The sequence below is a fragment of the Mucilaginibacter sp. L3T2-6 genome, assembly GCF_030519355.1.
In the GTDB taxonomy this organism is placed as follows: Bacteria; Bacteroidota; Bacteroidia; order Sphingobacteriales; family Sphingobacteriaceae; genus Mucilaginibacter.
Map to the genome: position 1 here is coordinate 111018 of NZ_JAUMKC010000017.1, position 22708 is coordinate 133725.

At 47.3% G+C, this 22708-nt stretch carries 22 protein-coding genes; 12 read left to right on the forward strand and 10 right to left on the reverse strand.

Annotated elements, in window-relative coordinates:
• Positions 1–23: 23 nt before the first annotated feature.
• Complete coding sequence (locus tag Q3W13_RS18150) at positions 24–734, reverse strand: peptidylprolyl isomerase (protein WP_302866172.1); 711 nt, start codon at positions 732–734, stop codon at positions 24–26.
• Positions 735–899: 165 nt separating this feature from the next.
• Positions 900–1250, reverse strand: coding sequence for a hypothetical protein (locus Q3W13_RS18155; RefSeq protein ID WP_302866174.1), 351 nt, complete (start codon positions 1248–1250; stop codon positions 900–902).
• 199 nt (positions 1251–1449) lie between these two features.
• Here Q3W13_RS18155 and Q3W13_RS18160 point away from each other — a divergent pair, with 199 nt between their 5' ends.
• From Q3W13_RS18160 to Q3W13_RS18180, 5 genes are all read left to right on the forward strand, one after another.
• Complete coding sequence (locus Q3W13_RS18160; RefSeq protein WP_302866176.1) at positions 1450–2058, forward strand: superoxide dismutase; 609 nt, start codon at positions 1450–1452, stop codon at positions 2056–2058.
• A gap of 143 nt (positions 2059–2201) precedes the next feature.
• Positions 2202–3197, forward strand: coding sequence for a zinc-binding dehydrogenase (locus Q3W13_RS18165; RefSeq protein WP_302866178.1), 996 nt, complete (start codon positions 2202–2204; stop codon positions 3195–3197).
• On the forward strand, positions 3109–4209 hold the full coding sequence (locus Q3W13_RS18170; protein WP_302866180.1) for a ferredoxin--NADP reductase: 1101 nt from the start codon (positions 3109–3111) through the stop codon (positions 4207–4209). Before Q3W13_RS18165 ends, Q3W13_RS18170 begins: the two co-directional genes overlap by 89 nt.
• Positions 4210–4332: 123 nt before the next feature.
• Positions 4333–4896, forward strand: a complete 564-nt coding sequence (efp, locus tag Q3W13_RS18175; RefSeq protein ID WP_302866196.1) for an elongation factor P — start codon at positions 4333–4335, stop codon at positions 4894–4896.
• A gap of 275 nt (positions 4897–5171) precedes the next feature.
• Positions 5172–5696, forward strand: coding sequence for a DUF4199 domain-containing protein (locus Q3W13_RS18180; RefSeq protein WP_302866197.1), 525 nt, complete (start codon positions 5172–5174; stop codon positions 5694–5696).
• 102 nt (positions 5697–5798) lie between these two features.
• Here Q3W13_RS18180 and Q3W13_RS18185 read toward each other — a convergent pair whose 3' ends face one another.
• Both Q3W13_RS18185 and Q3W13_RS18190 read right to left on the reverse strand, forming a co-directional pair.
• Positions 5799–8729: an outer membrane beta-barrel protein gene (locus tag Q3W13_RS18185; RefSeq protein ID WP_302866198.1), complete on the reverse strand. Its 2931-nt coding sequence runs from the start codon at positions 8727–8729 to the stop codon at positions 5799–5801.
• A 231-nt stretch (positions 8730–8960) separates the two neighbouring features.
• Positions 8961–9857 (reverse strand): hypothetical protein, encoded by an 897-nt coding sequence (locus Q3W13_RS18190; RefSeq protein ID WP_302866199.1) that lies wholly within the window; start codon positions 9855–9857, stop codon positions 8961–8963.
• Positions 9858–10070: 213 nt separating this feature from the next.
• Between Q3W13_RS18190 and Q3W13_RS18195 the strand changes: the two genes are divergently transcribed.
• Positions 10071–10334 carry a hypothetical protein gene (locus tag Q3W13_RS18195; RefSeq protein WP_302866201.1) on the forward strand — a complete coding sequence of 88 codons (264 nt, stop codon included), beginning with the start codon at positions 10071–10073 and terminating at the stop codon, positions 10332–10334.
• Positions 10335–10515: 181 nt separating this feature from the next.
• Here the strand turns inward: Q3W13_RS18195 and Q3W13_RS18200 are convergent, their stop codons facing one another.
• Positions 10516–13110 (reverse strand): zinc-dependent metalloprotease, encoded by a 2595-nt coding sequence (locus Q3W13_RS18200; RefSeq protein WP_302866203.1) that lies wholly within the window; start codon positions 13108–13110, stop codon positions 10516–10518.
• 397 nt (positions 13111–13507) lie between these two features.
• Here Q3W13_RS18200 and Q3W13_RS18205 point away from each other — a divergent pair, with 397 nt between their 5' ends.
• Positions 13508–15013, forward strand: coding sequence for an AAA family ATPase (locus tag Q3W13_RS18205; RefSeq protein ID WP_302866204.1), 1506 nt, complete (start codon positions 13508–13510; stop codon positions 15011–15013).
• Between the two features lie 224 nt (positions 15014–15237).
• Here Q3W13_RS18205 and Q3W13_RS18210 read toward each other — a convergent pair whose 3' ends face one another.
• From Q3W13_RS18210 to Q3W13_RS18220, 3 genes are read right to left on the reverse strand one after another with little or no spacing between them, the layout of a single operon-like run.
• On the reverse strand, positions 15238–16014 hold the full coding sequence (locus tag Q3W13_RS18210; protein ID WP_302866205.1) for a hypothetical protein: 777 nt from the start codon (positions 16012–16014) through the stop codon (positions 15238–15240).
• 1 nt (position 16015) lies between these two features.
• Complete coding sequence (locus Q3W13_RS18215) at positions 16016–16801, reverse strand: SDR family oxidoreductase (protein ID WP_302866206.1); 786 nt, start codon at positions 16799–16801, stop codon at positions 16016–16018.
• Positions 16802–16849: 48 nt separating this feature from the next.
• Entirely contained in the window at positions 16850–17467 is a 618-nt protein-coding gene (locus Q3W13_RS18220; protein WP_302866208.1) for a TetR/AcrR family transcriptional regulator, read from the reverse strand.
• A 267-nt stretch (positions 17468–17734) separates the two neighbouring features.
• On the opposite strand from Q3W13_RS18220, the gene Q3W13_RS18225 reads away from it, so the two are divergent.
• Genes Q3W13_RS18225 through Q3W13_RS18245 form a run of 5 tightly spaced genes read left to right on the forward strand, consistent with a single transcriptional unit; the run spans position 17735 to position 21057 of the window.
• Positions 17735–18301 (forward strand): RNA polymerase sigma factor, encoded by a 567-nt coding sequence (locus tag Q3W13_RS18225; protein WP_302866210.1) that lies wholly within the window; start codon positions 17735–17737, stop codon positions 18299–18301.
• 1 nt (position 18302) lies between these two features.
• Positions 18303–18743, forward strand: a complete 441-nt coding sequence (locus Q3W13_RS18230) for a hypothetical protein (protein ID WP_302866211.1) — start codon at positions 18303–18305, stop codon at positions 18741–18743.
• Between the two features lie 48 nt (positions 18744–18791).
• The gene (locus Q3W13_RS18235) at positions 18792–19163 is read left to right on the forward strand and encodes a hypothetical protein (RefSeq protein ID WP_302866212.1); all 372 of its coding nucleotides are present in this window, start codon (positions 18792–18794) and stop codon (positions 19161–19163) included.
• Entirely contained in the window at positions 19160–19747 is a 588-nt protein-coding gene (locus Q3W13_RS18240) for a DUF998 domain-containing protein (protein ID WP_302866214.1), read from the forward strand. The genes Q3W13_RS18235 and Q3W13_RS18240 overlap by 4 nt, the downstream gene beginning before the upstream one ends.
• Positions 19744–21057, forward strand: a complete 1314-nt coding sequence (locus Q3W13_RS18245) for a serine hydrolase (RefSeq protein ID WP_302866216.1) — start codon at positions 19744–19746, stop codon at positions 21055–21057. Before Q3W13_RS18240 ends, Q3W13_RS18245 begins: the two co-directional genes overlap by 4 nt.
• Before the next feature lie 81 nt (positions 21058–21138).
• Here Q3W13_RS18245 and Q3W13_RS18250 read toward each other — a convergent pair whose 3' ends face one another.
• Together Q3W13_RS18250 and Q3W13_RS18255 are read right to left on the reverse strand one after the other, a co-directional pair.
• Complete coding sequence (locus Q3W13_RS18250; RefSeq protein ID WP_302866218.1) at positions 21139–22155, reverse strand: hypothetical protein; 1017 nt, start codon at positions 22153–22155, stop codon at positions 21139–21141.
• 228 nt (positions 22156–22383) lie between these two features.
• Positions 22384–22548, reverse strand: coding sequence for a phosphatidate cytidylyltransferase (locus Q3W13_RS18255; protein WP_302866220.1), 165 nt, complete (start codon positions 22546–22548; stop codon positions 22384–22386).
• Positions 22549–22708 lie beyond the last annotated feature (160 nt).

A 22708-nucleotide genomic window follows, 5' to 3' on the forward strand; every position in this document is an offset into this window, starting at 1 on the left:
AACGACTCTCGCCCTGCTGCCCTTTAGGAGGTTGGAGGGCTAAGCAGCTTATCCAACTGTTCACACTCTTTTTTGCTCAGCAACTCTACTGTCATTGGCACATTTACTTCCGGACGGTCGTTTTTATCTTTCTTTACCGCAGCTATCAGGTCGACCATATCAATACCGCTTACAACTTCCCCGTAAACTGTATAGTTCTGGTCGAGATGTGGCGCGCCTCCTACAGACTTGTAATATTCCCGCTGCCATTCAGGTATTTTATGACCCTTCAGGCGGGTATTTTCGAGGGTGTCCAACTTTCCATCAGTAAAGCGTTTGCCTTCAACAATATAAAACTGGCATCCGCTTGAGGCTTTCGCCGGGTTATCGTCGCGTGCGGCCGCCAATACACCGCGTTTGTGGAAAAGGCTGTCGCGGAACTCCGCAGGCACGGTATAGCCAACATCGCCATTCCCTAATTCGGCGCCTGGCTTATTTTTGGTGGTGTCTTTCGAGTCCGGGTCGCCGCCCTGTATCATAAAATTTTGTATCACCCGGTGAAACAGCGTGCCATTGTAAAAACCTTGTTTAGCCAGCTTTATAAAATTATCGCGGTGTTTAGGCGTTTCGTTATACAGGCGGATGATACAGCTGCCATAGGCAGTCCTGATACGCACATATTGGTTTTTAGGTCCTTTGGCAAAAGCTGCGGTTACCGCCAGCAGGATAAGTGCGATAGTAAATAGTTTCTTCATAACAATCGGGTTATTGAGGCTAAAAATAGGAAGTTTTTGTTATTTCTCTCTCTGTCATTTCGACGGGGAACGAGGAGAAAACTCTTGCTATGGACCTGTATGCAGACGGTCATCCAGACGAGTTTTATCGCTATCGCTCGAAATGATACGTCTGGCGTAGCGAATTTACTGCACCATACCCAATTCCTGGAAATACTCTATGATCAGCGACTTTAGGATCATTTCCTGCTCGAGCAGGGTATAATTGGGAATTACGCCTACCCGTTTCCAGTGCGGCCAGCCATCCTGATCCAGGCCCTCCAGCTCATAGAAACCCAGCATACTGAATAATTTGCACGTGGCGATGTGCATCAATTCTTCCTTTTGCCGCTTGCTGAATTTGCGCGGCCCTTTACCCAGCTCCTGCACGCCGATCAGGAAGAGCATAACCTTTATATCAGGTTTTTCATTGTCAAATTCCTCAGCAATGCGCTGCTGCAATGCACTCCACTTTAAATTAATTTCTGCCGGTTTCACGGTGGCAAATATAGGGGAGTTATTGTTCCATAGCTAATGGCGCCCGGTAAAAATTGATCCGGTAATATCAATCAACTTCGGCTATAACTCTGACGACATTATCTATCAACCAAAAGAATGACATTTATTAGAACAAATATCATCCCCAACGCCTTATATTTGTTAAGTTCTATCGTTAAACTTTAAACTACACACTACTATGGCTTTTACACTACCGGCGTTACCTTACGCTACCGACGCCCTTGAACCGCACATTGATAAGCTTACCATGGAGATTCACCACGGGAAACACCACCAGGCTTATGTTACCAATTTGAATAAAGCGCTTGAAGGGAAACCAGAAGCTGATGCCCATATAGAAGACATCATTAAAAACATTTCCAAATACCCGATGGCAGTTCGCAACAACGGCGGTGGTCATTATAATCACAGCCTGTTCTGGACTTTGCTTTCGCCAAGCGGCGGCGGCGAGCCTAAAGGCGAACTTGCAGATGCCATCAACAGCACTTTCGGCTCATTCGCCGACTTTAAAACCAAAATGCAGGATGCAGGCGCAACCCGTTTCGGGTCAGGCTGGGCATGGCTGATTGTTGGCGCTGACAAAAAGCTGGCCGTTACCTCTACCCCTAACCAGGATAACCCATTGATGGACATTGCCGAAGTAAAAGGAACCCCAATACTGGGCATCGACGTTTGGGAACATGCTTATTACCTTAAATACCAGAACCGCCGCCCGGATTACCTGGCCGCCATCTGGAATGTAATAAACTGGAACCATGTAGCTGAGCTTTACGCAGCGGCGAAATAAGGCAAGCCCCACCCCTGAAGGGGAGTGAAATTTTAAACGGCAGAGGCGAGGGTTTCTGCCGTTTTTTGTTAAAATCAATAATAACAAACTTTGTCATTGCTGTAAGGGTTTACTAATTCAATGACAATGCCTATTATATTTTTATGAAAGCACTAGTTCTTGAAGCCGCTGATAAACCGCTCATTTATAAAGAAGTCGACAAGCCTGCGCTCGCTCCCGGCGAAGCATTGGTTAAGGTTAAATCCGCAGCCCTTAACCGCCGCGATTACTGGATATCCATAGGCAAATATGCAGGATTAAAATATCCGGCTATTTTGGGCTCTGATGGTGCAGGCATTGTAGAAGAAGTTGGCAGCGATAACGACAAGAGCCTGGTCGGAAAGGAAGTGATCATCAACCCTGGTTATGGCTGGGGCGAAGATGAGTCATTTCAATCTAACGGCTTTAAAATTCTGGGCTTGCCCGATGATGGCACGCTTGCCGAATATGTTAAAATCGGGGTAACCCAATTACATCCAAAACCTGCACATCTTTCGTGGGACCAGGCTGCGGCGCTGCCACTTGCGGGCGTAACAGTTTACCGGGGCTTATTTACAAAGGGGCAACTGAAAAAGGGGCAAAAAGTATTGATCACCGGCGTTGGCGCTGGAACCGGCGCCATGGCGCTTCAATTTGCTGTCGCGGCAGGCTGCCAGGTGTTTGTAACCTCCGGCTCAGGCGAAAAGATTGAGCGCGCCAAACAACTGGGTGCTGCGGCCGGTGTAAGCTATAAGGCACAGGACTGGGCTGAACAATTGCAGGAGCTATCCGGCGGTTTTGATATTATCCTTGACAGTGCACTGGGCGATGGCTTTGCCAAACTGCCCGATATTTGCAAGCCCGGTGGCCGCATTGTTATTTTCGGCGGCACGGCGGGTAACATCCCCGCATTGAATGGCCGTAAGATATTCTGGCGGCAGCTGCAGATCATCGGCACCATGATGGGTAGTCCGGCTGATTTTAAGGCGATGCTTGATTTTGTAAATGAGCATCAAATTATACCCGTGGTTGATGAAATCTACCCGCTATCATCCGGAGCACAAGCGGTGGCCCGGATGGAGCAAGCAACGCAATTTGGCAAAATCGTCATCCGGCCCTGAGATTATGCTTCAGTTAAAGGTTGAAGCCATAAAATGGGAAATGCCTGATACAGTGACCTTCTTTTTAAAGGAAGTGTTCGGCGAGAAGATTGCCTACAAGGCCGGGCAGTTTATTACGCTGGTTTTTAATCACCATGCGGAAGAAATAAGGCGTTCCTATTCTTTAAGTTCATCGCCCGATGAACCGCTTTTATCTATCACCATTAAAAGGATAACTAACGGCGAAATATCCCGCTTTATGCTTACCAGGGTTGCTGTGGGCGACATTTTGACCGCTGTTGAGCCGGCCGGAAGATTTACATTGACCGATACGCCCGGAGAAAAAGATGTTTTACTATTTGCCGCAGGCAGCGGGATTGCCCCAATATACTCGCAATTAAAATACACGCTTAACAGACCGGGATGTAGCCGGCTTGTGCTTATCTACAGTAACATAAATGAGCCGTCTATCCTTTTTAAAAAGGAACTTGAATACCTTGCCAGGCAACATCCGGACCGGTTTAAAATAATTCATCAGCTAAGCAGCGAGGCTAACCGCTTGAACAACCTTGGGGTTGAAAAGCTGGTGAAGGAAGAAATAATATATAACCCCAATGATACGGAATTTTATATCTGCGGCCCATTTGCCTACATGCGGATGATAAGACTGACACTGCTATATATGGGCTTTGAAGCAAACCAGGTACGAAAAGAAAATTTTGTTTTGGACACTATACCTGTAAGCGAAAGCCTGGTTAACTACCCGCCGCGCAATGTTACCATCCACTACAAAAAAGAAACGTACAACCTCACTGTGGGGGAAAACCAGTCGATTTTGCAGGCGGCCATACAAAATAATATTCCATTACCCTACAGCTGCCGGGTAGGGTCATGCTCAACCTGTGTGGCCATGTGTAAAACCGGCCGGGTGCAGATGGCTTACAACGAAGTGCTGACCGATGCCGACCTCGCCGCCGGCTGGATACTCACCTGTACCGGTCATCCTGTTAGCGATGCGGAGATAACATTCTAACAATTCCGTAATCCGGATCCCGATTCTGCATTCAAAACCTTTTGCCTTTAACCTTTTACCGCTCAACCTTCCTCTTGTTTCTTTCCCTTTTACTCCCTAAGTTTGCGCCTCAATTATAATGTTATGTCAAAAGCATCCGAAATTAAAAATGGTAACATACTGCGCTTCAATGGTGAATTGTTACAGGTAGAAGAATTTTTACACCGCACGCCGGGTAACCTGCGCGCTTTTTACCAGGCTCGTATGCGCAACGTCAAAACCGGCAAGCTGGTTGAATATCGTTTTCGCACGGATGAGGAGGTAACCATAGCCCGCGTTGAGACCAACGACTATCAATACTTATACGAAGATGGCGATTCACTGGTAGTAATGGATAACACCACTTATGACCAGCATAATGTTCCGAAGGCATTATTTGGCCCTGCTGTAAGATTCCTGAAAGAGGGGATGAATGTTATTGTTGCGTTTGAAAGTGATGAACCGATCATGGGGTCTGTGCCATCATCTGCCGAATTGGAAATTACATATACCGAGCCAGCCGTTAAGGGCGACACATCTACCAACGCTTTGAAAAACGCAACTGTTGAAACAGGGGCCGAAATTAAAGTGCCTTTGTTCATTAACATTGGTGATAAAGTAAAGGTTGACACCGCAACCGGAAGTTACGTGGAGCGGGTGAAAGGATAAGCCCGGCCCTGATGGTACTTAAGAATATTTAAGGCCTTCCGCTATTGGGAGGCCTCTTTTTTTGATCAATTCCCGTATTATCAGCCGATCCGTGGCAACCGTTCTATTTTCTGCAGGGAACAGACTGCTTATTAAACCAGCCGTAAAATGATCCTTTTTCTAATCACCTCTTGGTACTAATTTGCCCGTTAAGATCAAAATCACTCAAAAGTATGAGCCAAAAAATATTTTAACAGCTCAAATTTGCGTCATCAAAACTATTGAATCTTAACATCATGAAAAAAAATGTACTTGTTTTCGGCATAATAAGCGGGCTGATTGCAGCCTTTACCGTGCTTACGTCTATTGAAATGGGCTACAGTAACATGTGGGTGGGCTACGGCGGAATGATTGTTGCCTTTTCACTCATATTTGCTGGCATAAAAAATTTAAGGGATAAGTTTAACGGGGGCTTTATCAGCTTCGGCAAGGCTTTTAAAACCGGATTACTGATCGCGCTTATTGGCTCTACTATTTATGTGGCGGCGTGGATGATCGACTATTACTCCTTTCATCCGGATTATATGCAGAAATATGCCGCCTCGGTAATAAACGAGGCAAAGGCGAGCGGCGCAAGCCCGGCGGAAATCAAAAAGGAAAAGGCGCAGATGGCCACTTACATCGAAATGTATAAAAATCCGCTGATGATAATGGTATTTACCTACCTGGAAATATTACCGGTGGGTTTAATAATTGCCCTTATAGCGGCGTTAATGCTGAAGCGTAAGCCGGTGAACCCACAAGCTGCTGCTGCGGCATAATTGCGGCCCGATATTTTGCTTAAAACTTACCGGAGCCTGGCCCGGCACCATTCCATCCTGGGCGCACAAACAAAAGCTTCCCGTAACAAGGAAGCTTTTATCTTAGTCTGTACCGCCGCCGAAACCTCCAGGGCCGTGACCGCCGCCGTCGCCACGGTTGCCTCTTCTGAAGCCACGCTGCGATGGATCGCCTACAGGCGACTTACCCGCAAACTTCTGAAGCCTGAGCGTAAACGTCGCCAGGAAATAGCGTGACAGCCTATTTACCTGCGACTGTGTGATGGCACTGGCAGTAGTTGACGATGAGAAACCTGTATTCTGGTTCAACAAGTCGAAAGCCGAAACCCGGAACGTGCCCCGATGATCTTTCAAAAACCTGCGCTCAAGGTAAATATTAATCACGTTAGGGTTAGCAATTTTTACGTTTGATGTATAACCATAGTTGGATACATGCGAATAATCATAACTGAAGGTCCAGTCGCCGAAATAATTTTTACCGACGATGCCAGAAGTCCAGGCCCTGATGTTAGATACAGATTCGGTTAACGGGTTAACCACTGAGTTGTGCGTACGGTTAATGCTGTAATTAGTATAGGCCTGTGCATCGATATGGTCTGTAATATCAACCCTGAAAGATAACCCAGGTGTAAGTTGCAGGTTTTTTGCGATATTTTTTTGTGTATTAAAATTGCCAACTGAATCAGCATCTGTCAGGAACCCGACATTATTGGTATAGGTGACGGAGCCATTAAGGTTCAATGAAAATTTGCGGTTATCCCATGGCTTGGAATAGGTTGCACGGCCCCTAACCAGGTAATAGCCATCAGCATTGGTATAAGTGGTCAAAATAGTGTTTTGGAACCTTGGATCGGGCTTGTATACCCTCGGGAAAGTAATGCTGTTGGTTACGATTGAATTTTGTACAGTCTGAAGGTTTGCCGACACAAAGAAGACATCGCCGGTCTGGAAGCTAAAGTTGTTATACCGTATCTGAAAGTTATTGCTAAACGACGGTTTCAGGTTTGGGTTACCCTGAACCGGGTACAGGGCGTTTGAAAAGTCTATCACCGGCTGCAACTGTGTAAAATTTGGCTGGCTGCTGGAGCCGTTATACATAACACTGAACGATTTGCTGCGCGAAAAATTATACACGAACCGGCCTGCCGGAACTACGTTAAAAGTTGACACATGCGTGCTTACGCCTGTTTGCGGTGAATAGCCGTCGAGCACCGCAGGCTGCACCCCTACACCCACTATCCAGTTATATTTCTTGTCGCTGAACCTGAAGTTCAAACCAACCTTGTTAGTGGTAAAATTGTAATTGTACCGGTTGCTTAATGCGCTGTCGCTTCTGAACGTTACGGCTGCAGGGTCGTATAATGTATCGGTCTCTTTGCTGTTATTGGTGTTGGAGCGGTTGAACGCATAATTCAATTCAAGATAAGTACGCTTTCCAACCGGTTCCAGGTACGAAAAATTAATACCATAGCTGGTGGTGCGGCTGTTGGTATATATCAGCTGATTGGCCGGCGCCGTTGGCGCCCCCACAGTAAAGTTATATAGCGGGTTTTGGTATGAGTCGCTTTTGCCGCTGTTAACGGTAGCATAAATATTCAGGTTGCGGCGGCCCCTAAAACGGTGATTATACAGTGCAGAGAAACCATAATTAGGCGCTTGTGAATTGCCGGTAGTAGTGGATGTATAGGCCGAACTTACCTTTCCGCCACGTACGAAATTCACATCCTCAAATGAGCTGTTATTTGTACCTGCATAGCTAAAATTTGGTATTACTTTTATGTAGTTGATGGTGTCAGGTTTCCATTCCATGTTCCAGTTAAAACGGTGGTTTATTTTTTGATCCGTTTCGTTACTGTTTTGATTTTGGGTTGAAGGGTTGGTTGGCGAAGTATTTTGTTGTAATACGTTATTAATTGTATTGGTAGTATTATCGGCAAAGCTGTAGCTGCCATAAACTGACAGGTTTTTGCCCCACTGATCGCGGAAGTTTGCGCCGATAGAATGTGCCTGGGTCTCGCCGTTCGCAGTGGTAGTAAGGCTTCCCTGTGCGCCGCCGCCACCACCGCGGCCCGCATTGCCGCGTCCGCCGCCCCCGCCAAAACCACCGCCGCCGAAGCCACCACCACCGGTAGTACCGAATGAAAATGTGTTTACGTTGGTGTTATTTACGCTGCCCAAAACGGCAATTTGCTGGTCTCCTTTAAAATTGAAGGCATTCACCGAGCCTATGTAACGGTTTTTATTGGGAAGCCCCTGGTCGGCAGGCAATAAATCGCGGCCATCGCCTACCGTCGCCTGGCCAAAATAGCCGTAATTTTTATCCTTACGCACGGTTATATTCATTACTTTGTCCGGATCGCCTGTTTTCACACCGGTTAAGTTCGCCTGGTCGCCGTAATCGTCAATCATCTGGATATTATCCACTACGTCGGCAGGCAGGTTTTTAAGTGCACTTTGCACATCGCCGCCCATAAAGTCCTTACCGTTTATACGTACTTTGGTAACCTGTTTGCCTTGTGTACTTACGTTGCCGTTGATGTCTACATCCACACCTGGCAGCTTTTTAACCAGGTCTTCAACAGGCGCGTTTTCCCGAACCTTATAGGCACTGGCCTGGTACTGCACAGTATCTTCTTTCAAAGTTACCGGTATAACGCCAACCACGGTAACTTCCTTCAGCATTTTCGATTCGGCTTTTAAAACGATAGTACCCAAATCAGCCGGGCCAGCTAAATTATCGAGCGTATAACGCCTTTTAAAAGGCTGGTAGCCAATATAGGTAACCGTAATAGTAATTTTACTGCCCTTAATATTCTGAAAAACAAACTTTCCATTGATATCAGCAACCGATATTGTACTGTCTCCTTTGTCCGACACGAGCTTAACACTTGCCGACGGGACAGAAAACTTAGTGGTGTCAACCACTGTTCCGTGTATCTCACGGCCAGTTTGCGCATAAGAAAGCGTAATAGTTAGCAGTACAGTTGCTATTGCAAGTAGTAGAGACTTCATCATTATTTTTTGTATATACTATAGGGGCTATTCGGTATTATAATATCCTTTAAGACGCAAACCGGATGCAAATGTTCAACTAAATTTTGCTAAATAATTAATAATCATAGCATTGTTACATACCTATAAAAAAGTTACATAACAACAAATAAGCCCTCCCGGTAAATACCAGAAGGGCTTATTAAATATATAAAAACAGTATGAAGCGCGTAAATAATATTATTCAGCGGCTGCTTAGTTTGACAGGTGAAGAGCCGCTGCTACTTCGCTGAAATTTTTAACATTTAAATGCGGATTTGTCGCGTTTAAAGTTGTTATTGCAGTACCAGGGATAACCACCACCCTGAAGTCGATGCCATTTGCCTGTGTAAAGTTCGCCTTCAGGTCAATGTACCCGACGCCATAATCGTTAAAGGTAATGGTATGACCAGCCTCTGAATAGGGTAATGCATACCAGCCTGTTGTTGATCCGGTGTTGCGCAGGTAAACCAGTACGGTGCCCTCGTCTACTATTGCCTGGGTAATTGCAGGGATACTGAATTTAGTTAAGCCTGCAACAACCACGCCTTTGTTAATAAGCACAAAGTTCTGAACATCAGCATTTCCCGGGTCCCCTTTGTCACCCTTGTCGCCTTTAGGGCCTTGCGGTCCCGTAGCGCCTGTTGCTCCGGCAGGGCCTGTTGCGCCTGTTGCCCCAGCGGGACCAGTCGCACCTGTGTCGCCCTTATCTCCTTTAGGGCCTTGTGCTCCGGTAGCACCCGTTGCGCCTGTAGCTCCTGTTGCACCAATCGGGCCCTGCGGACCTACGGGGCCTTGCGGGCCGGTAGCACCTGTAGCTCCCGTTGCCCCTGTTGCGCCAGTTGCTCCGGCAGGGCCGGCGGGCCCTTGTGCTCCGGTAGCGCCGGTGTCGCCTTTGTCGCCCTTGTCGCCTTTTTCACCCTGGGGGCCCTGGGGGCCTCCTGCAGGACCGGCAGGGCCCTGGGGTCCCGCGGGACCAGTAGCGCCTGTAGCGCCCTGCGCTCCCGTAGCGCCGGTTTCGCCCTGTGGCCCAGGGGTTTTGTCCCTTTTACAGGCAGTTATGCTGAAAAGGCAGAAGAACAAAATTGGTAGTAAAAGTCTAATTAGTTTCATACTTTAAGTAATTATTTCTTTGTTTATCATTGCCTTATACGACAATTCTTTTACGTTAGTTACATTTGTTCACTTTTCGGCAAAAGTTTTCCACAATCAAAATATAGTCTCCTGATAAGCGCCACTGTTGCCTAACAATTGTTTAAAACTGGCTTTCTAATTATGTAACATTATGGCATGGTTTTCGTTAAGCAATAGGCAAAACATTAACCTATGGCTAACATCAATAAAAACCTGCATGCTAAAGTGCATAACTGGATCGACGCGATCGGATTCCGGCTTAACGGTTCACAAACCAAAAACAACGTTACAACCAACCATTATTTTTTTGAAACCTTCAACTTTTTTGAAAAGGCTAAAAACAATGATGTGAAAAACTCAAAGTTCCTGTGTTTCGACGCATACGGACAAACCATCAACGTTAAGTCGCTGCTTGATTTACAAACTGCTTTTTTTGAGAACATAAGCCAGTTGTGATCAGTAAGAGCGAAGTCAACTATTATTATTATACTCCTGTGTATTTGCTGTTATTAGCATAACAATGTCGCCATTAGGTTAGGTTAAACAGCACGTATATATTTGAGGACGATATAACAAGTCCCGTCTGTTTTACCAGACGGGACTTTCTTTTTCACTTATGTAATTTTAAATCAGTGTATTAATATTGCTCCAGTTCATTCACCGGAACATCTTCGGTTATACCGCGGCCGGCAGCCGGGATATTTACTATCGGGTGGGTTGGGTTAAGCGTTTCCTTTATTCTTGTATGCAGATCGGTATAATGTGCGGCAGTAATAGCATCGCCGCCTTTCGGAAGTTTTGCATCAATTACCTTCAGCTCTGCGCGTACCATCGGGCGAATATCAGATAACGTCATATTGATAGGCGTTAAACCAAAGTTTGCCATAACGGTAGCCGGTAACCCTGGTATTCCTTTAAAGTCATCATTCAAAAGGCTTTTCAAATCTTCTATATAGGCCCTTTGCAGGTTGCGTTTAAACGCGTCCGGGCGGCCTGGCGTAAATATACCGTTTCGCAGGTCGTTAAACAGGTCGGCAACTGTGTACGCTTTTGAGCCATTGCGTGTCTCATTATCGTACATGCGCGACAAGCGCGACTGCGACAGCACATTGGCTAATGTGCTTGTTTGGATAGCTTTTATGCGGTTAAGGGTAAGGCCATTATCAAATTTGCTCAGCTCTTCGCTATTGATCATCCATAGCGGTGTAGCGAATATCTCTTTGTTAAAGAACGCAACCGCGTCATGCTGAAGGTTTTTCGGAACGAAATCGTAAACCGGCCCTTTCTGGTCGTAAGTTTTGAAGTTTTCATTCATCCCGCCAATATTGGTTGCCACGTGGCCCATGTAGCGGCTGAATTGGTTTAACACCTCGCCATAAATTTCTTTAAGGTCATCATAGTCTTCCCCAGCCTGGTAGGTCCATTTCTCAACGTTTGGCAAAATGCGTTTCAGGTTAGCAATACCGTAAGTACTTGCTTTCATGGCATTATCGCCCAGGTCTTCGTTTTGCAGGCGCGGATCAAGACTGGTACCCTGGCGGCCGTAGTAGTAAAGCGGGTTACCGGCGCGTTCTTTGGTCCAAACGTCTAATATTTCTTTTTCCTGTTTAACCGATTTTTTACCCGGAAACCAGGTATAGCCCCATTTAATAGCCCATTTGTCATACTCGCCGATCTGCGGGTAAAGGTGGGTTACATTGTCGCCCGGCTGGGCTATGTAGTTAAAGCGGGCATAGTCCATAATTGATGGTGCAGTGCCGTGCTTATCGGTAAACGATTTTGAGCGCAGCGAATCAACCGGGTAAGCATAGCTTGATCCAAAGTTGTGCGGCAGGCCAAGCGTGTGGCCAATCTCGTGCGATGACACAAAACGGATCAGCTCGCCCATTTGCTCGTCGGTAAATTTAGCTTTGCGGGCTTCGGGGTTTACAGCGGCGGTCTGCACAAAGTACCAGTCGCGCAGCAGCAGCATAACATTATGATACCAGCCTACATGGCTTTCCAGGATCTCGCCCGAACGCGGGTCAGCTTCGTGCGGGCCATAGGCGTTCAGTACATTCGATGCAAAGTAACGAACCACGCTATAACGCGCATCCTCTGTGCTGAATTCAGGGTCTTCCTTCGCGGTTGGCGCCGGCTTGCCTACAATGGCATTTTTGAACCCAGCGGCTTCAAACGCTGCGTTCCAGTCGTTAATGCCCTGTATCAGGTAGGGTACCCATTTTTTTGGCGTAGCCGGGTCGATGTAAAAAACGATCTGTTTCTTAGGCTCTACCAGCTCGCCGCGCTCATAAGCAGCCTCATCTTTTGGCTCCAGTTTCCAGCGGTGAATATAAGAGGTGACATCAGCCTTTTGCGCGTCGCTGCCATAATCGATCTGGCTTTGTCCGAAAAATCCAACCCTGTTGTCGCTCAGGCGCGGCTTGGCAGGTGTTTTTGGCAGTAGCAGCATCGAGGTATTCAGCTCGAAGGTGATAGCCGCGTTGCTGTTATCGGTTGGCGACTCGCCCGCGCGGTAAGTTTTTAATACATGGGTTTCAATGTTGATCGGGAAACTTTTAATCGTGTCGATGTACGAACGTGCATTATCAAGCGCCGATATCTTATAGGCTTTTTTCAGCTCGTCGGAAATACCGATAGCGGCGATGTCGCCATTATAAAAATCGGTTACATCAATCACTACACCCGTAGTGTCCTTGTTGTATGCCTTAATGTCGAAGGATGCCAGCACTACATCGAGGTTGGAGTTCTTAACCGACTTATACATATCGCTGGTGCTGTCGGCGCGGATGGAATAGCTCGGCACGCGGATAAACACCTGCTTATCGTGGCGCTGCCATTTCCATACCTGCGAATTTTGCGACTCGCCCCCATATTGCTGAAAAGGCACCTTAATGTTGGCCGGTGTTTTGGCCAGGCGGGTAACCACCAGCATTTCACGGTTCAGCATCGAGTCCGGAATCTCGTAATAATATTTGCCTTCAACTTTGTAGGTTTTAAAAAGACCGCTGTCTGTTTTTGTTTTGGCCGGGATAACGTCGCTGAATTTTTTTATCCCTTCTTTTTTACCGGGACCGATGGTGGCCGTGGCGGATGAGCCGCCCGGGGTTGCCGTGGTTTTTAGCGTTACCGTTTGTGCAGCCTCCTTTTTTGTACGGCAGGAGCCTGCAGCCAGGGCAACGGCAATTGCTGTAAGGTACAAATAGCCACTTGTACGTAAATGTTTAGTCATATCAATCTTTTAGTTAATTAAGTTAAGCGCAAAGTGTAAACTTATGCAAAATACGAAGCTTTTAAAAATAGCAACATTTATGTTACAAGCTGGTGCAAAAATCACCCTAAAAGGGTGAGGTTAAGGTCGGGATCATCATCAATAAGGGCAGCGGATAGGGATAAAACAACCTCAGCCGGCCTGGCCCACGCCCTGGCGTTCGGTTCGTACACACACGGAACACCCCGAACACCATGCAATGCGCTGATTATCAGTCTATTTTATTTTTTCTAAGTTTACAAATAGTTGATAATGACTGCATTGCAATGTTTGTATTACTATTACGGCGGGTACTGACAAAATGATGTCAGCACTTTAACGGATGCAGCTTCGTAAATTTGAGCATAATCTCATCACCATGTCAACCCATTTAATTCCCGAACGCCCGTCCATCATTGAGCAGATCCGCGCCGAGGTCCGCGGCCTGCCTTACAGACCAGCTAAACGCAAGAGCACCACCGACCGCAGCCGCCCGTCTCCCGAAGAAATCCGCCGGCTTTTTACTGTTGAAAAAGGTAACCGGTGGATGGAGCTGGCCCGCCGCCAACCCGCCGCCAAACAACTGTTCGGCGAGCTGTGGCATGAGGGCGAGCTGTGCATGCTGTTTGCAGGTACCAACACCGGCAAATCGGTGCTGGCTGTGCAGATTGGCGAAAGCATCGCACGCGGCAAAGGCATTGCGCCTTTTGCTTGCCAGGCAGAGCGGGCCCGCGTGCTTTACATCGATTTTGAGCTTACCCGGAGCCAGTTTGGATTACGCTACAGCCAGGAAGAGGAAGATTACCTGTTTTCGGATAACTTTTTCCGCGCGGAATACAATTTCCTGCCCGGCCCATCGCCCGGTGTTGATGCCAACGAGCTGCTGATTGCCGGTATTGAGTATAAAGTAAACCAGGCTGGCGCCACTGTATTAATTATAGATAACATTACCTGTCTGCAGGGCGGTACCGAAAATTCCGCTGTGGCGCTCTCGCTCATGAAAAACCTCAAAGCGCTAAAAAAGGAATATCACCTGTCGATACTCGTCCTCGCGCATACCCCCAAGCGGCGCAACGCCGCGCAGCCCATCAGCGATGACGACCTGCACGGCAGCAAGCTGCTTATGAACTTTGCCGATAGCGCCTTCGCCATCGGCAAAAGCACCGCGGACATCGATCTTTGCTACCTTAAGCAAATTAAACAGCGCAACACCCGCCAACGCTATGGCGACGACAATGTGTGCCTGTGCCGCATGCAAAAGTCCGGAACCTTTTTACAATTCCAATTTGAAGGGTATAGTGCCGAGCGAAGCCAACTGGTTACCCGCACCGCCGCAGACCGCCTGCATCTTGCCGCTGAAATAGCCGGCCTGTCTGCCGGCGGCCTGAGTCAGCGTGAAATCAGCAGGAAGCTGGGCATAGGCCTGGCTACCGTTAACAAGCTACTTAGGGCTGAAGATGCAAGCAATGAAGGATGCGCGGAAATGAAGATGCATGAATGTGCGGATGATGCCGGCTCTGAAAATGAAAAATGTGTAAAAGCGGCTCCCGCCGGTAAGCTTACCATTGGCGAGACCCTTAAGGCAATGCAGCCGCCAAATAACGCTGAGCATGTAAACAAGATTGCAGATTCATTCCCGGCAGATCCGCTTGGCGTTGATTTCATCATCGAAGACCGCTTGACCGGCGATACCCCTGTTAAGCAAGTTTTTGTAAATGACGTCGGGCAGAAGGCGGCCTATCCATTAAATTCTGATACCGGCCGGGGCGTCGAAGTAACGGAGATTGATGAAACACCACCACCAGTTCAAACTTGTCGCTTGAACCCGGACCCGGTTCAGGCGCCTGCTGCATTATCAAATAGCCCTACAATGGGAAATGTGTGATAAGCGGGGGGCTTACTTTTTTCTTGGGTTCAGGCATTCCCGCTGGCGCTGCCAAATGATCTATCCAGAAATTAAGATATAGAAATTGTTGCAATAAATTGGAATGTAAATGTCCATGAAAATTGCTTTTAAGGTTATTCCCCGCTGTTTTGCACAGTCGCAGGCCGGTGGTTATAGCACTTTACCCGATTTTCATATCGCGCTCAATCATGATCCTTTAGTGACTATGGCGCCGTTGATTTAAACAAAGGCTTACCCTGCAATGCCTGTACTAACACCATTACAGCAAGAAAGGCATAAGCAGCGCCAAATAACAACGTGGCTATTACGTTTTTTAGAACGTAAAAAGCCAGTAGCGGTAAAATTTGCAGGGCGTGCATGCCGATAAAATGTGCAATCCGCGGATCGCCATATTTGCGGCTCCAGTTCAAAAAGGGCAGGCCTTTTTCGCCATCTGTTCCGCCAATGGTATGCGAAAGCCGGCTACCCATAACAGCGCCCTCCATGGCGAAGATGACAAACAAGAAAATCCCGATGCGAATGCTCCACAAATAATAATCCGGCAGCTGCGTAAAACCGCCGCTGCAAAACAGCAGGCCTATATAGCCGGTATACAGGGTTACTACCGTGGCCGCCAAAGCCATCCCGGCATAAAGTGCGGCATAGCCGGGTGAACTTTGATTATAATGTGATAGTTGACCGCGGGCAGCCTGCAGGGTAATATAAATCAGCTCGAAACCCAGCAAAACCACGGTAGCCCAGCTATAAAGCGCAACCTGGCCTGGCAGGTTCAGATCATAGGTTAGCCAGCCCATTGTCCAGCAAAAAAGGCCGATTGAAATACTGAATTTAATGGGCTTATACCAGGCGTTGGTACCCCTGAGTTGTATAGGACGCCTGATCGCGGCAGTAATCATTGGCGGGACGCTAAGGAGACAAAAGAGACCGAACCAAAAAAGTGGTTCATTGCGCTGTTCCAGGTTGTTGAAAAAGTTGATCATACTAGTTTTTTTGATAAGGTGATGCCAGTTTTGTTTTGATACGCAGCATTAAACGCGCTGGCGTAATGCCGGACAATTTTGCCAGGAGCCAGTTATTTAAGCCTACAACTTTTACTCCACGGCCGGTAAGCAGGTGATTGATGCCTGCCTTAGCTACTATCCGGGGTTCAATGGGCTTATTTACCCGGTAGGCATTGGTGTGAAGCATAGCCGGCGTATTGAAAGCCGTATTCACCGGGCCGGGACATAACGTAGTAACGGTTACACCATGAGCCTCGAGTTCTGCTGCAATTGTTTCTGAAAAGGCCAGTACAAAGGCTTTGGTAGCCGAATAAACAGAATAGTAGGGAAACGGCAGAAAAGATAACAAAGAAGCGACATGCATGATCCGGCCGTAGCCTGCCTCTTTCATGTCATGCCCGAATAATTTGGTCAAAGTAATCAGTGCGGATATGTTGAGGCTGATCATTTCCAGTTCGGCGGGCAGCGGTATATCCACAAATTTACCATACAAGCCCTTACCGGCATTATTGATCAGCATGGTCACCCGGAGACCGGCTGCTTTGACAGCTTCATAAAGCCTTACCGCTGCTGCCGTTTCAGAAAGATCGCACGCAAATACCTGCACCCGGATACCATAAGTGGCTGTCAGTTCAGCTTTAAGACTTTCCAGCTTTTCCGCGTTCCGCGCAACCAGGATAAGATCGTGTTTACGGGCAGCCAGTTCTCCGGCCATTTCATACCCGATACCGGTTGACGCGCCGGTAAGCAAAGCAAGTTCTTTCATATTAATCATTGTTTATTTATTGAACGATGTTCATTTTATGTGAAAAAATTATAGCTTTTTCAAAATCTTTAAAAATTCTTCATAGCCCGCCTGCACTATCCCGGCGGCATCATGCAATTTCACGCCGTTTGCACGGTCGCTGATATGCAGGCTGCACATACCATGTACAAGGCCCCAAATCATAAAGGTTAACGGTTCCAGCCGGTGGCCCTGAAAATGTTTTCGCGCCATGCATTGGTCTACGGTCGTTTTCAAAACCCCAAAAGCCGACTGCCCTTCGTTCCATTCTTTATCTTTCGCTTCATTTAAAACTTCCATGGGCGCTTTTAGCGTAAACATCAGCTCATACATTTCCGGGTTCTCTACAGCAAACCTTAGGTAAATGCGGCCCATAGCTATCAGCCGCTCCATGGGATCTTCCACTTCGGCAAGCACTTTAAACTGACGGCCCAATTCAGAAAAACCCTGGGTGTGAAGCTCGTTTAAGATTGCGTTTTTATCCTTAAAATACAGATATACGGTGCCTATACTATAGTCAATATTCTTGGCAATACTACGAATAGTGGTTTGGGCAACGCCGTTTTCTACAAACAGCTTGCGGGCACTCTTCAGTATCAGTTCCCTTAATTCTTCTTTCTCTTTTATTTTACGTTCTGCCGTACCCATGATTTAAAGTGCAAATTAAATGAACATTGTTCATTTATGCAAATTTATCTTTAAGGCGCTTTACCAATTAAATATTGCGATGTTAAGTACACATATTGTTGTAATAAATAAGTTGGTTTTTCGCGAAACGCTTTTGTGACGATATAACTATGTATCTCGGATGTTCTAAAAGCATCATTTTAGTAACTCGTCGTTGTCGGTTTTAATTATGAAATAAATATTTCTGCAACCTTTGTATGGTCAAAAGGCTCTTATCACCAATTGAAAGTGAAGGGTACAATCTACCACACCGACCGGGAGTTGATTGCCGCCATATTAAATGGCGAACGGCACGCCTTTGCCGCGTTTGTCCGACTGACAGAAAACCTGGTCGTTAAAATGGTCTTCCAAATGACAGGTGGCAGCGCTGACCGTCAGGACCTGGTACAGGAAATCTATCTCAAAGCTTTCCGCAATCTGGCCAGTTTCCGGCATGGTTCGAAACTGTCTACATGGATAGGACAGATCGCCTATTACGATTGTTTACATTATATCAAAAAGAAAAAGCTGACCTATCTCGAGGACATCCCTGAAGAAAGCGCTATGGACGTGGAACCATCCGGAGAAGTGGCGTTATTCAAAAGCGATCTCTCGGCTATTTTAAGCGAAGCGGTGGCCCGGCTCCCGCCGCTGTACCAAACCCTCGTCACGCTGTTCCATGAGGAAGAACTCAGCTATTCGGAAATTGGGGAAATTACCCATTTGCCGGAAGGAACCATCAAAAACTATTTATTCAGGGCCCGCAAGATCTTACGGAATGACTTATTAAAAAAATACGATAGGGAGGATTTATAAAATGAACGAACACTTAGGGGATAACGAACTGCAGCAATATACGGTGGAACCGCGGGAACTTAGCCAGGCGGCCTTAACACATATCGCAATTTGCGAACACTGCCGGGTCAAAGCGCAACAATATGCGCAGATTACCGCGGGGTTAAAGCATTTGCCCAAAATGACAGCTGAACTTGATCTGCCGATATTGGTTTTACCCATAAAAAGGGAAAGCTTTTCACTTAGCGGCCTGGCTGTAGGCGCTTTGATCTTCGCCGGCTTATTAGTCATTGCGGCGGGTATAGCGGCAATGGGGCCAGATTTCCGCGCCCTTTTATCAGTCGGCCAAGGCCTGCGTTTTTATTTGCTGCTCGCCGCCGCCTTAATCCTGCTGACTGCCGGGTCCGCATCTTACTATAACGAATACAAACGGCAGCTCAAAAAGATGGGCCTTTTAAGTTAATTGCAACCTTTCCAGGGCTAAAGGCTCTTATCTACAGAAATAAAAAACATGGACAGCAACATATCACATACTTTCATAGGCGACCCCACCTTTTTCTGGCGTTTGGTCTCGGTAACTATCCTGCTGGCGCTCGGCGTCGGATTCATTCTGGTCATTATACGCTTATTATTAGACCACAAAATAAAGAACCGTATCATTGAAAAAGACTTGCCGGAGGAAACCGCCAGAGCGATCCTGAGCAGCGGTCCAAACGCGTTGAAAGAAGCTCTTTTGAAATGGATTCTGGTCTTTGTTGGTATCAGCGCCGGTCTTTTTACGGTGGCTGCCGTCCGAACCGACGAGGTCAACAGCCTGGCGATCATCACCGCCTGTATTGCCGGCAGTTTCGGAATTTACTACCTCCTTAAAAAAAGCAAATGAAAACCACAACCACCCGGTTGCTTTTAATTTTTGGAATTATATGTCCGGCATTGTTCTGGCTAACTACTCTTATTTGCGGTGCAGTGCATGGAAATTATGACCACCTTAGCGGTACAATCAGCGAACTGGGCGCTTTAGGAACCCGCTCCCAACATTTATTTACCGGCTTGCTGATCCTGCTGTCGGTTTTCGGGTTCGGGTTTTGCCTGGGATTGTACCGGATTTGCTGCGAACGAAAACTCAGCCTGCTGCCGCTTATCCCTATTATTATCTTTTTCCTGGGCAATATAGGGGTCGCCCTTTTCCCTCTGGGCCACAGGCTGCACCCTGTGGCCGGGGAAATAACGATCATCATTGTGCTTAGCCCGATGCTGGCGCTTTGGTACTGGCGGACTATCGTGCCCCGGTACCTTTCCCTCTTAGCGACGGCGATTATTATTATAGCGATGGCGCTGGTTCTTTTGGAAATATTATCAGGCAACTTTGTACAAAGCCACGCCGGACTTTTGCAGCGCATTTTCCATGCTGGCTGGACATGCTGGTTCATTTCACTCAGTATTCAATTTAACAAAACCACTTCGTGAAAAAATTAATAATCATCCTATTACTGACCGGCCTGAAAGGCTTCGCCCAGGACAGCACGTCTGTCAAGATCAACCAGCTGATATTGGCATACCAGCAACTCAATAAGTTTACCGGCACAGCCCTGGTCGCAAGTCAGGGAAAAGTGATCTTCGAAAAGGGATATGGCTACCGTAACGAGCAAGCCAAAACGCCGAACGATGCGGCTACCATTTTTCAGATCGCCTCGGTGACGAAGACTTTTACTTCGGCCACCGTACTCAAACTGATTGAAATGCACCGGCTGTCTTTATCGGATAAGCTAAGCAAATGGTACCCAGCCTTTCCGAATGCCGGCAAGATCACAATTGAAAATCTGCTCAGCCATACTTCGGGCATTTTTGATTATACACACGAAGATACCGTGACCCACTTGAACAACGAAGCCAAAATGATGACTTTCCTGGCTAAAAAGCCGCTGGACTTTGAACCGGGTACCGACTGGAGCTACAGCAATTCCGGCTATTCCATACTAGGTTTTATCATAGGGAAAGTGAGCGGGATGACCTATGAACAGGCAGTGCGCCACTATATTTTTATGCCGTTGCACATGAACCATAGCGGCTTTGATTTCGAGCGCCTCAAGGATCCCGAAAAAGCGACGGGCTATGGCGTCGGCGACCATGGCAAGGTCGCAGCATCCTACAGCGACTCATCGGTGGTGTTTGCAGCGGGCGCCATTTATTCCACCGCAACCGATATCTATAAATGGCACCAGGGGCTACAGGCTTACCGGATTGTAGGCAAAGCTCTGATGGACAAAGCATATACCCGTTTCAAAAAGAGTTATGGCTACGGCTGGATCATTGATTCCGTAGGAAACCAAAAGATGGTTTACCATAGCGGTAATATCGCAGGCTTCAGCAGTGTACTGGTGCGGATACCTGCTGCCGACATCTGTATCATCCTGCTCAACAACCAGGAAGGGACCGAACTGGAGACGATAGCACGGAAAATCCTAGATATCCTTTATGGTCGCCCCTATTCATTGCCGGGAAAGAAAATTGCCATCAGTCTTCCCGACAGCGTACTGTCCCGTTATACCGGAACTTATGATTTGACTGACATGCACATGGTCGCCAATGTCAGCCTTGAAAACCACCAGTTGGTTATCCATGTGCAGGGGGGCCCGACATTCCCGCTGACCGCCGAAAAGAACAACTTGTTCTATATCAACGAAGGGCAGGCGGAAGTTGAATTTTCGCCCGGTAAGATCACGATCAGCCAGAATGGTCAGAAACACGCGGGTAAAAAAACAAATGAGAATCGTTAGATATAGATTTGTAATTCGCGTCCCAACTATAAGGCCGAGTACCCGATCTCAATGCGCTGCCAAAAAATTCGCTTCCGCAACCTACAGCAATTGCCACCCGATCCAGAGCGCAAATGCGGTTGTTTTGGCATACAGTACACCTTCGCCGGGGTTAAAGGGATTGCCATTAAAATCGGCTATGCTGGTTCCCTCGCCTTCAGGCGGACGGTGGTTTACATCGATAGAGTAACGCCAGTAGGCGGCATGATTTTTCCACTCTTCCTGGTTCACCAGCTCCGGCGAGCCTGCCCAAAGGTTCCAGGTTAAAACATTGCCGGCCAGCAGCAGGTTGCCCGAGCCGATATTGAAAAGGTCCATTACCCAGGAGTTAAATTCATCCGCCTTTGCATTGCCGGTGGAATCGATATTACCTATCCGTACCGCTAAATTGGCCACGGCCCAGGCATAGTCGCGCCAATGTTTGGCCCGGTCGGGAAAAGGCCAGTCAATGCGCTCACCCATCCGCACCTGTATGTCGGGCAGGCCGTTCTCGTCCGTTGCATTTATCCTTATCCCTTTTTCCTTACTCAGCGGCAGGGTGTTATTCCACAGCTTGTTCAGTTTCAGCAGCTGCTGCCAGAATATCCCGTCCACACTGTCGGGACTAAACCAAATGGTAGGTTTAATGGTAATGTCAGACGCAAATAGCACATCCTTGTCCGCAGTTTCGTCAATCCAGCCCCGGTTCCCGGTCACGGTAACTTCAATATTCAGTGTAGCGCCCAGCGTTGGAAAATACACCCCTTGCTGCGGGCATATAATAGACCAAACCCTGCCGGTATTATCATACCCGAGCCTGGATATGTCGGGTGCAAACATCTGGTACATCCTGGTAGTGGCATCGCCGGGCGTTGTTTCCCAGCTAAACTCGGGCCATTTGGCCCTTAGCATGCGCGTGATATTGGGGATGTTATCCAGGTTACCTAAAAAAGGCAGCGAGTTAAGCAATGCTGAATTGGGGTAAGGCTGTCCGGGAGGATTGCCGGAAAAGCCGCCTACCCATCCTGCGGGAATGAACGACGGTTGATTAGGCGCGTCTGTGTCGTGATTCGGGTTCATGGTTGTAATTTTTATTTGTGAAAATATAGTTTAGGACACCAGTGGATCACCGGGTGATCTTATCACCAAAGTGGTGAAAAGATTTACATCAATAATAACTAAAATATCACAAATTAAAAACGACCGGAAACTTTTATTTTAACGCAGCCCCGCCGTAAAAATGCCGCCGGCGCACGCATGCGCCTGGATATCAGATTAACAGTAAGGGTTTTCTAACAGGCCTGCGAACTATTTGCCTCTGAACATGGAGGCTATCCAAAGAATCAGGATGATAACTACAATAACAGCGATAACGCCCACTGCCGCGCCGGCTTTAAATATGCCCGCAATGGCCGAGCAACTGCTTAAGCAGAGCATCAGTAAAATTAACGATGGGAAATACAGTTTTTTCATAAGAGGTTTTATACCTAATAATACACCGAACGGCAAATAAGTTTTAGGCGGATAAAAATTTACACTTAAGGGCTGCAAATTTCTTCAATCGAGTAGAGGGCGAAACTTTTATTCGTTTCACCGCTCTCTCACACCACCGTACGTACGGTTCCGTATACGG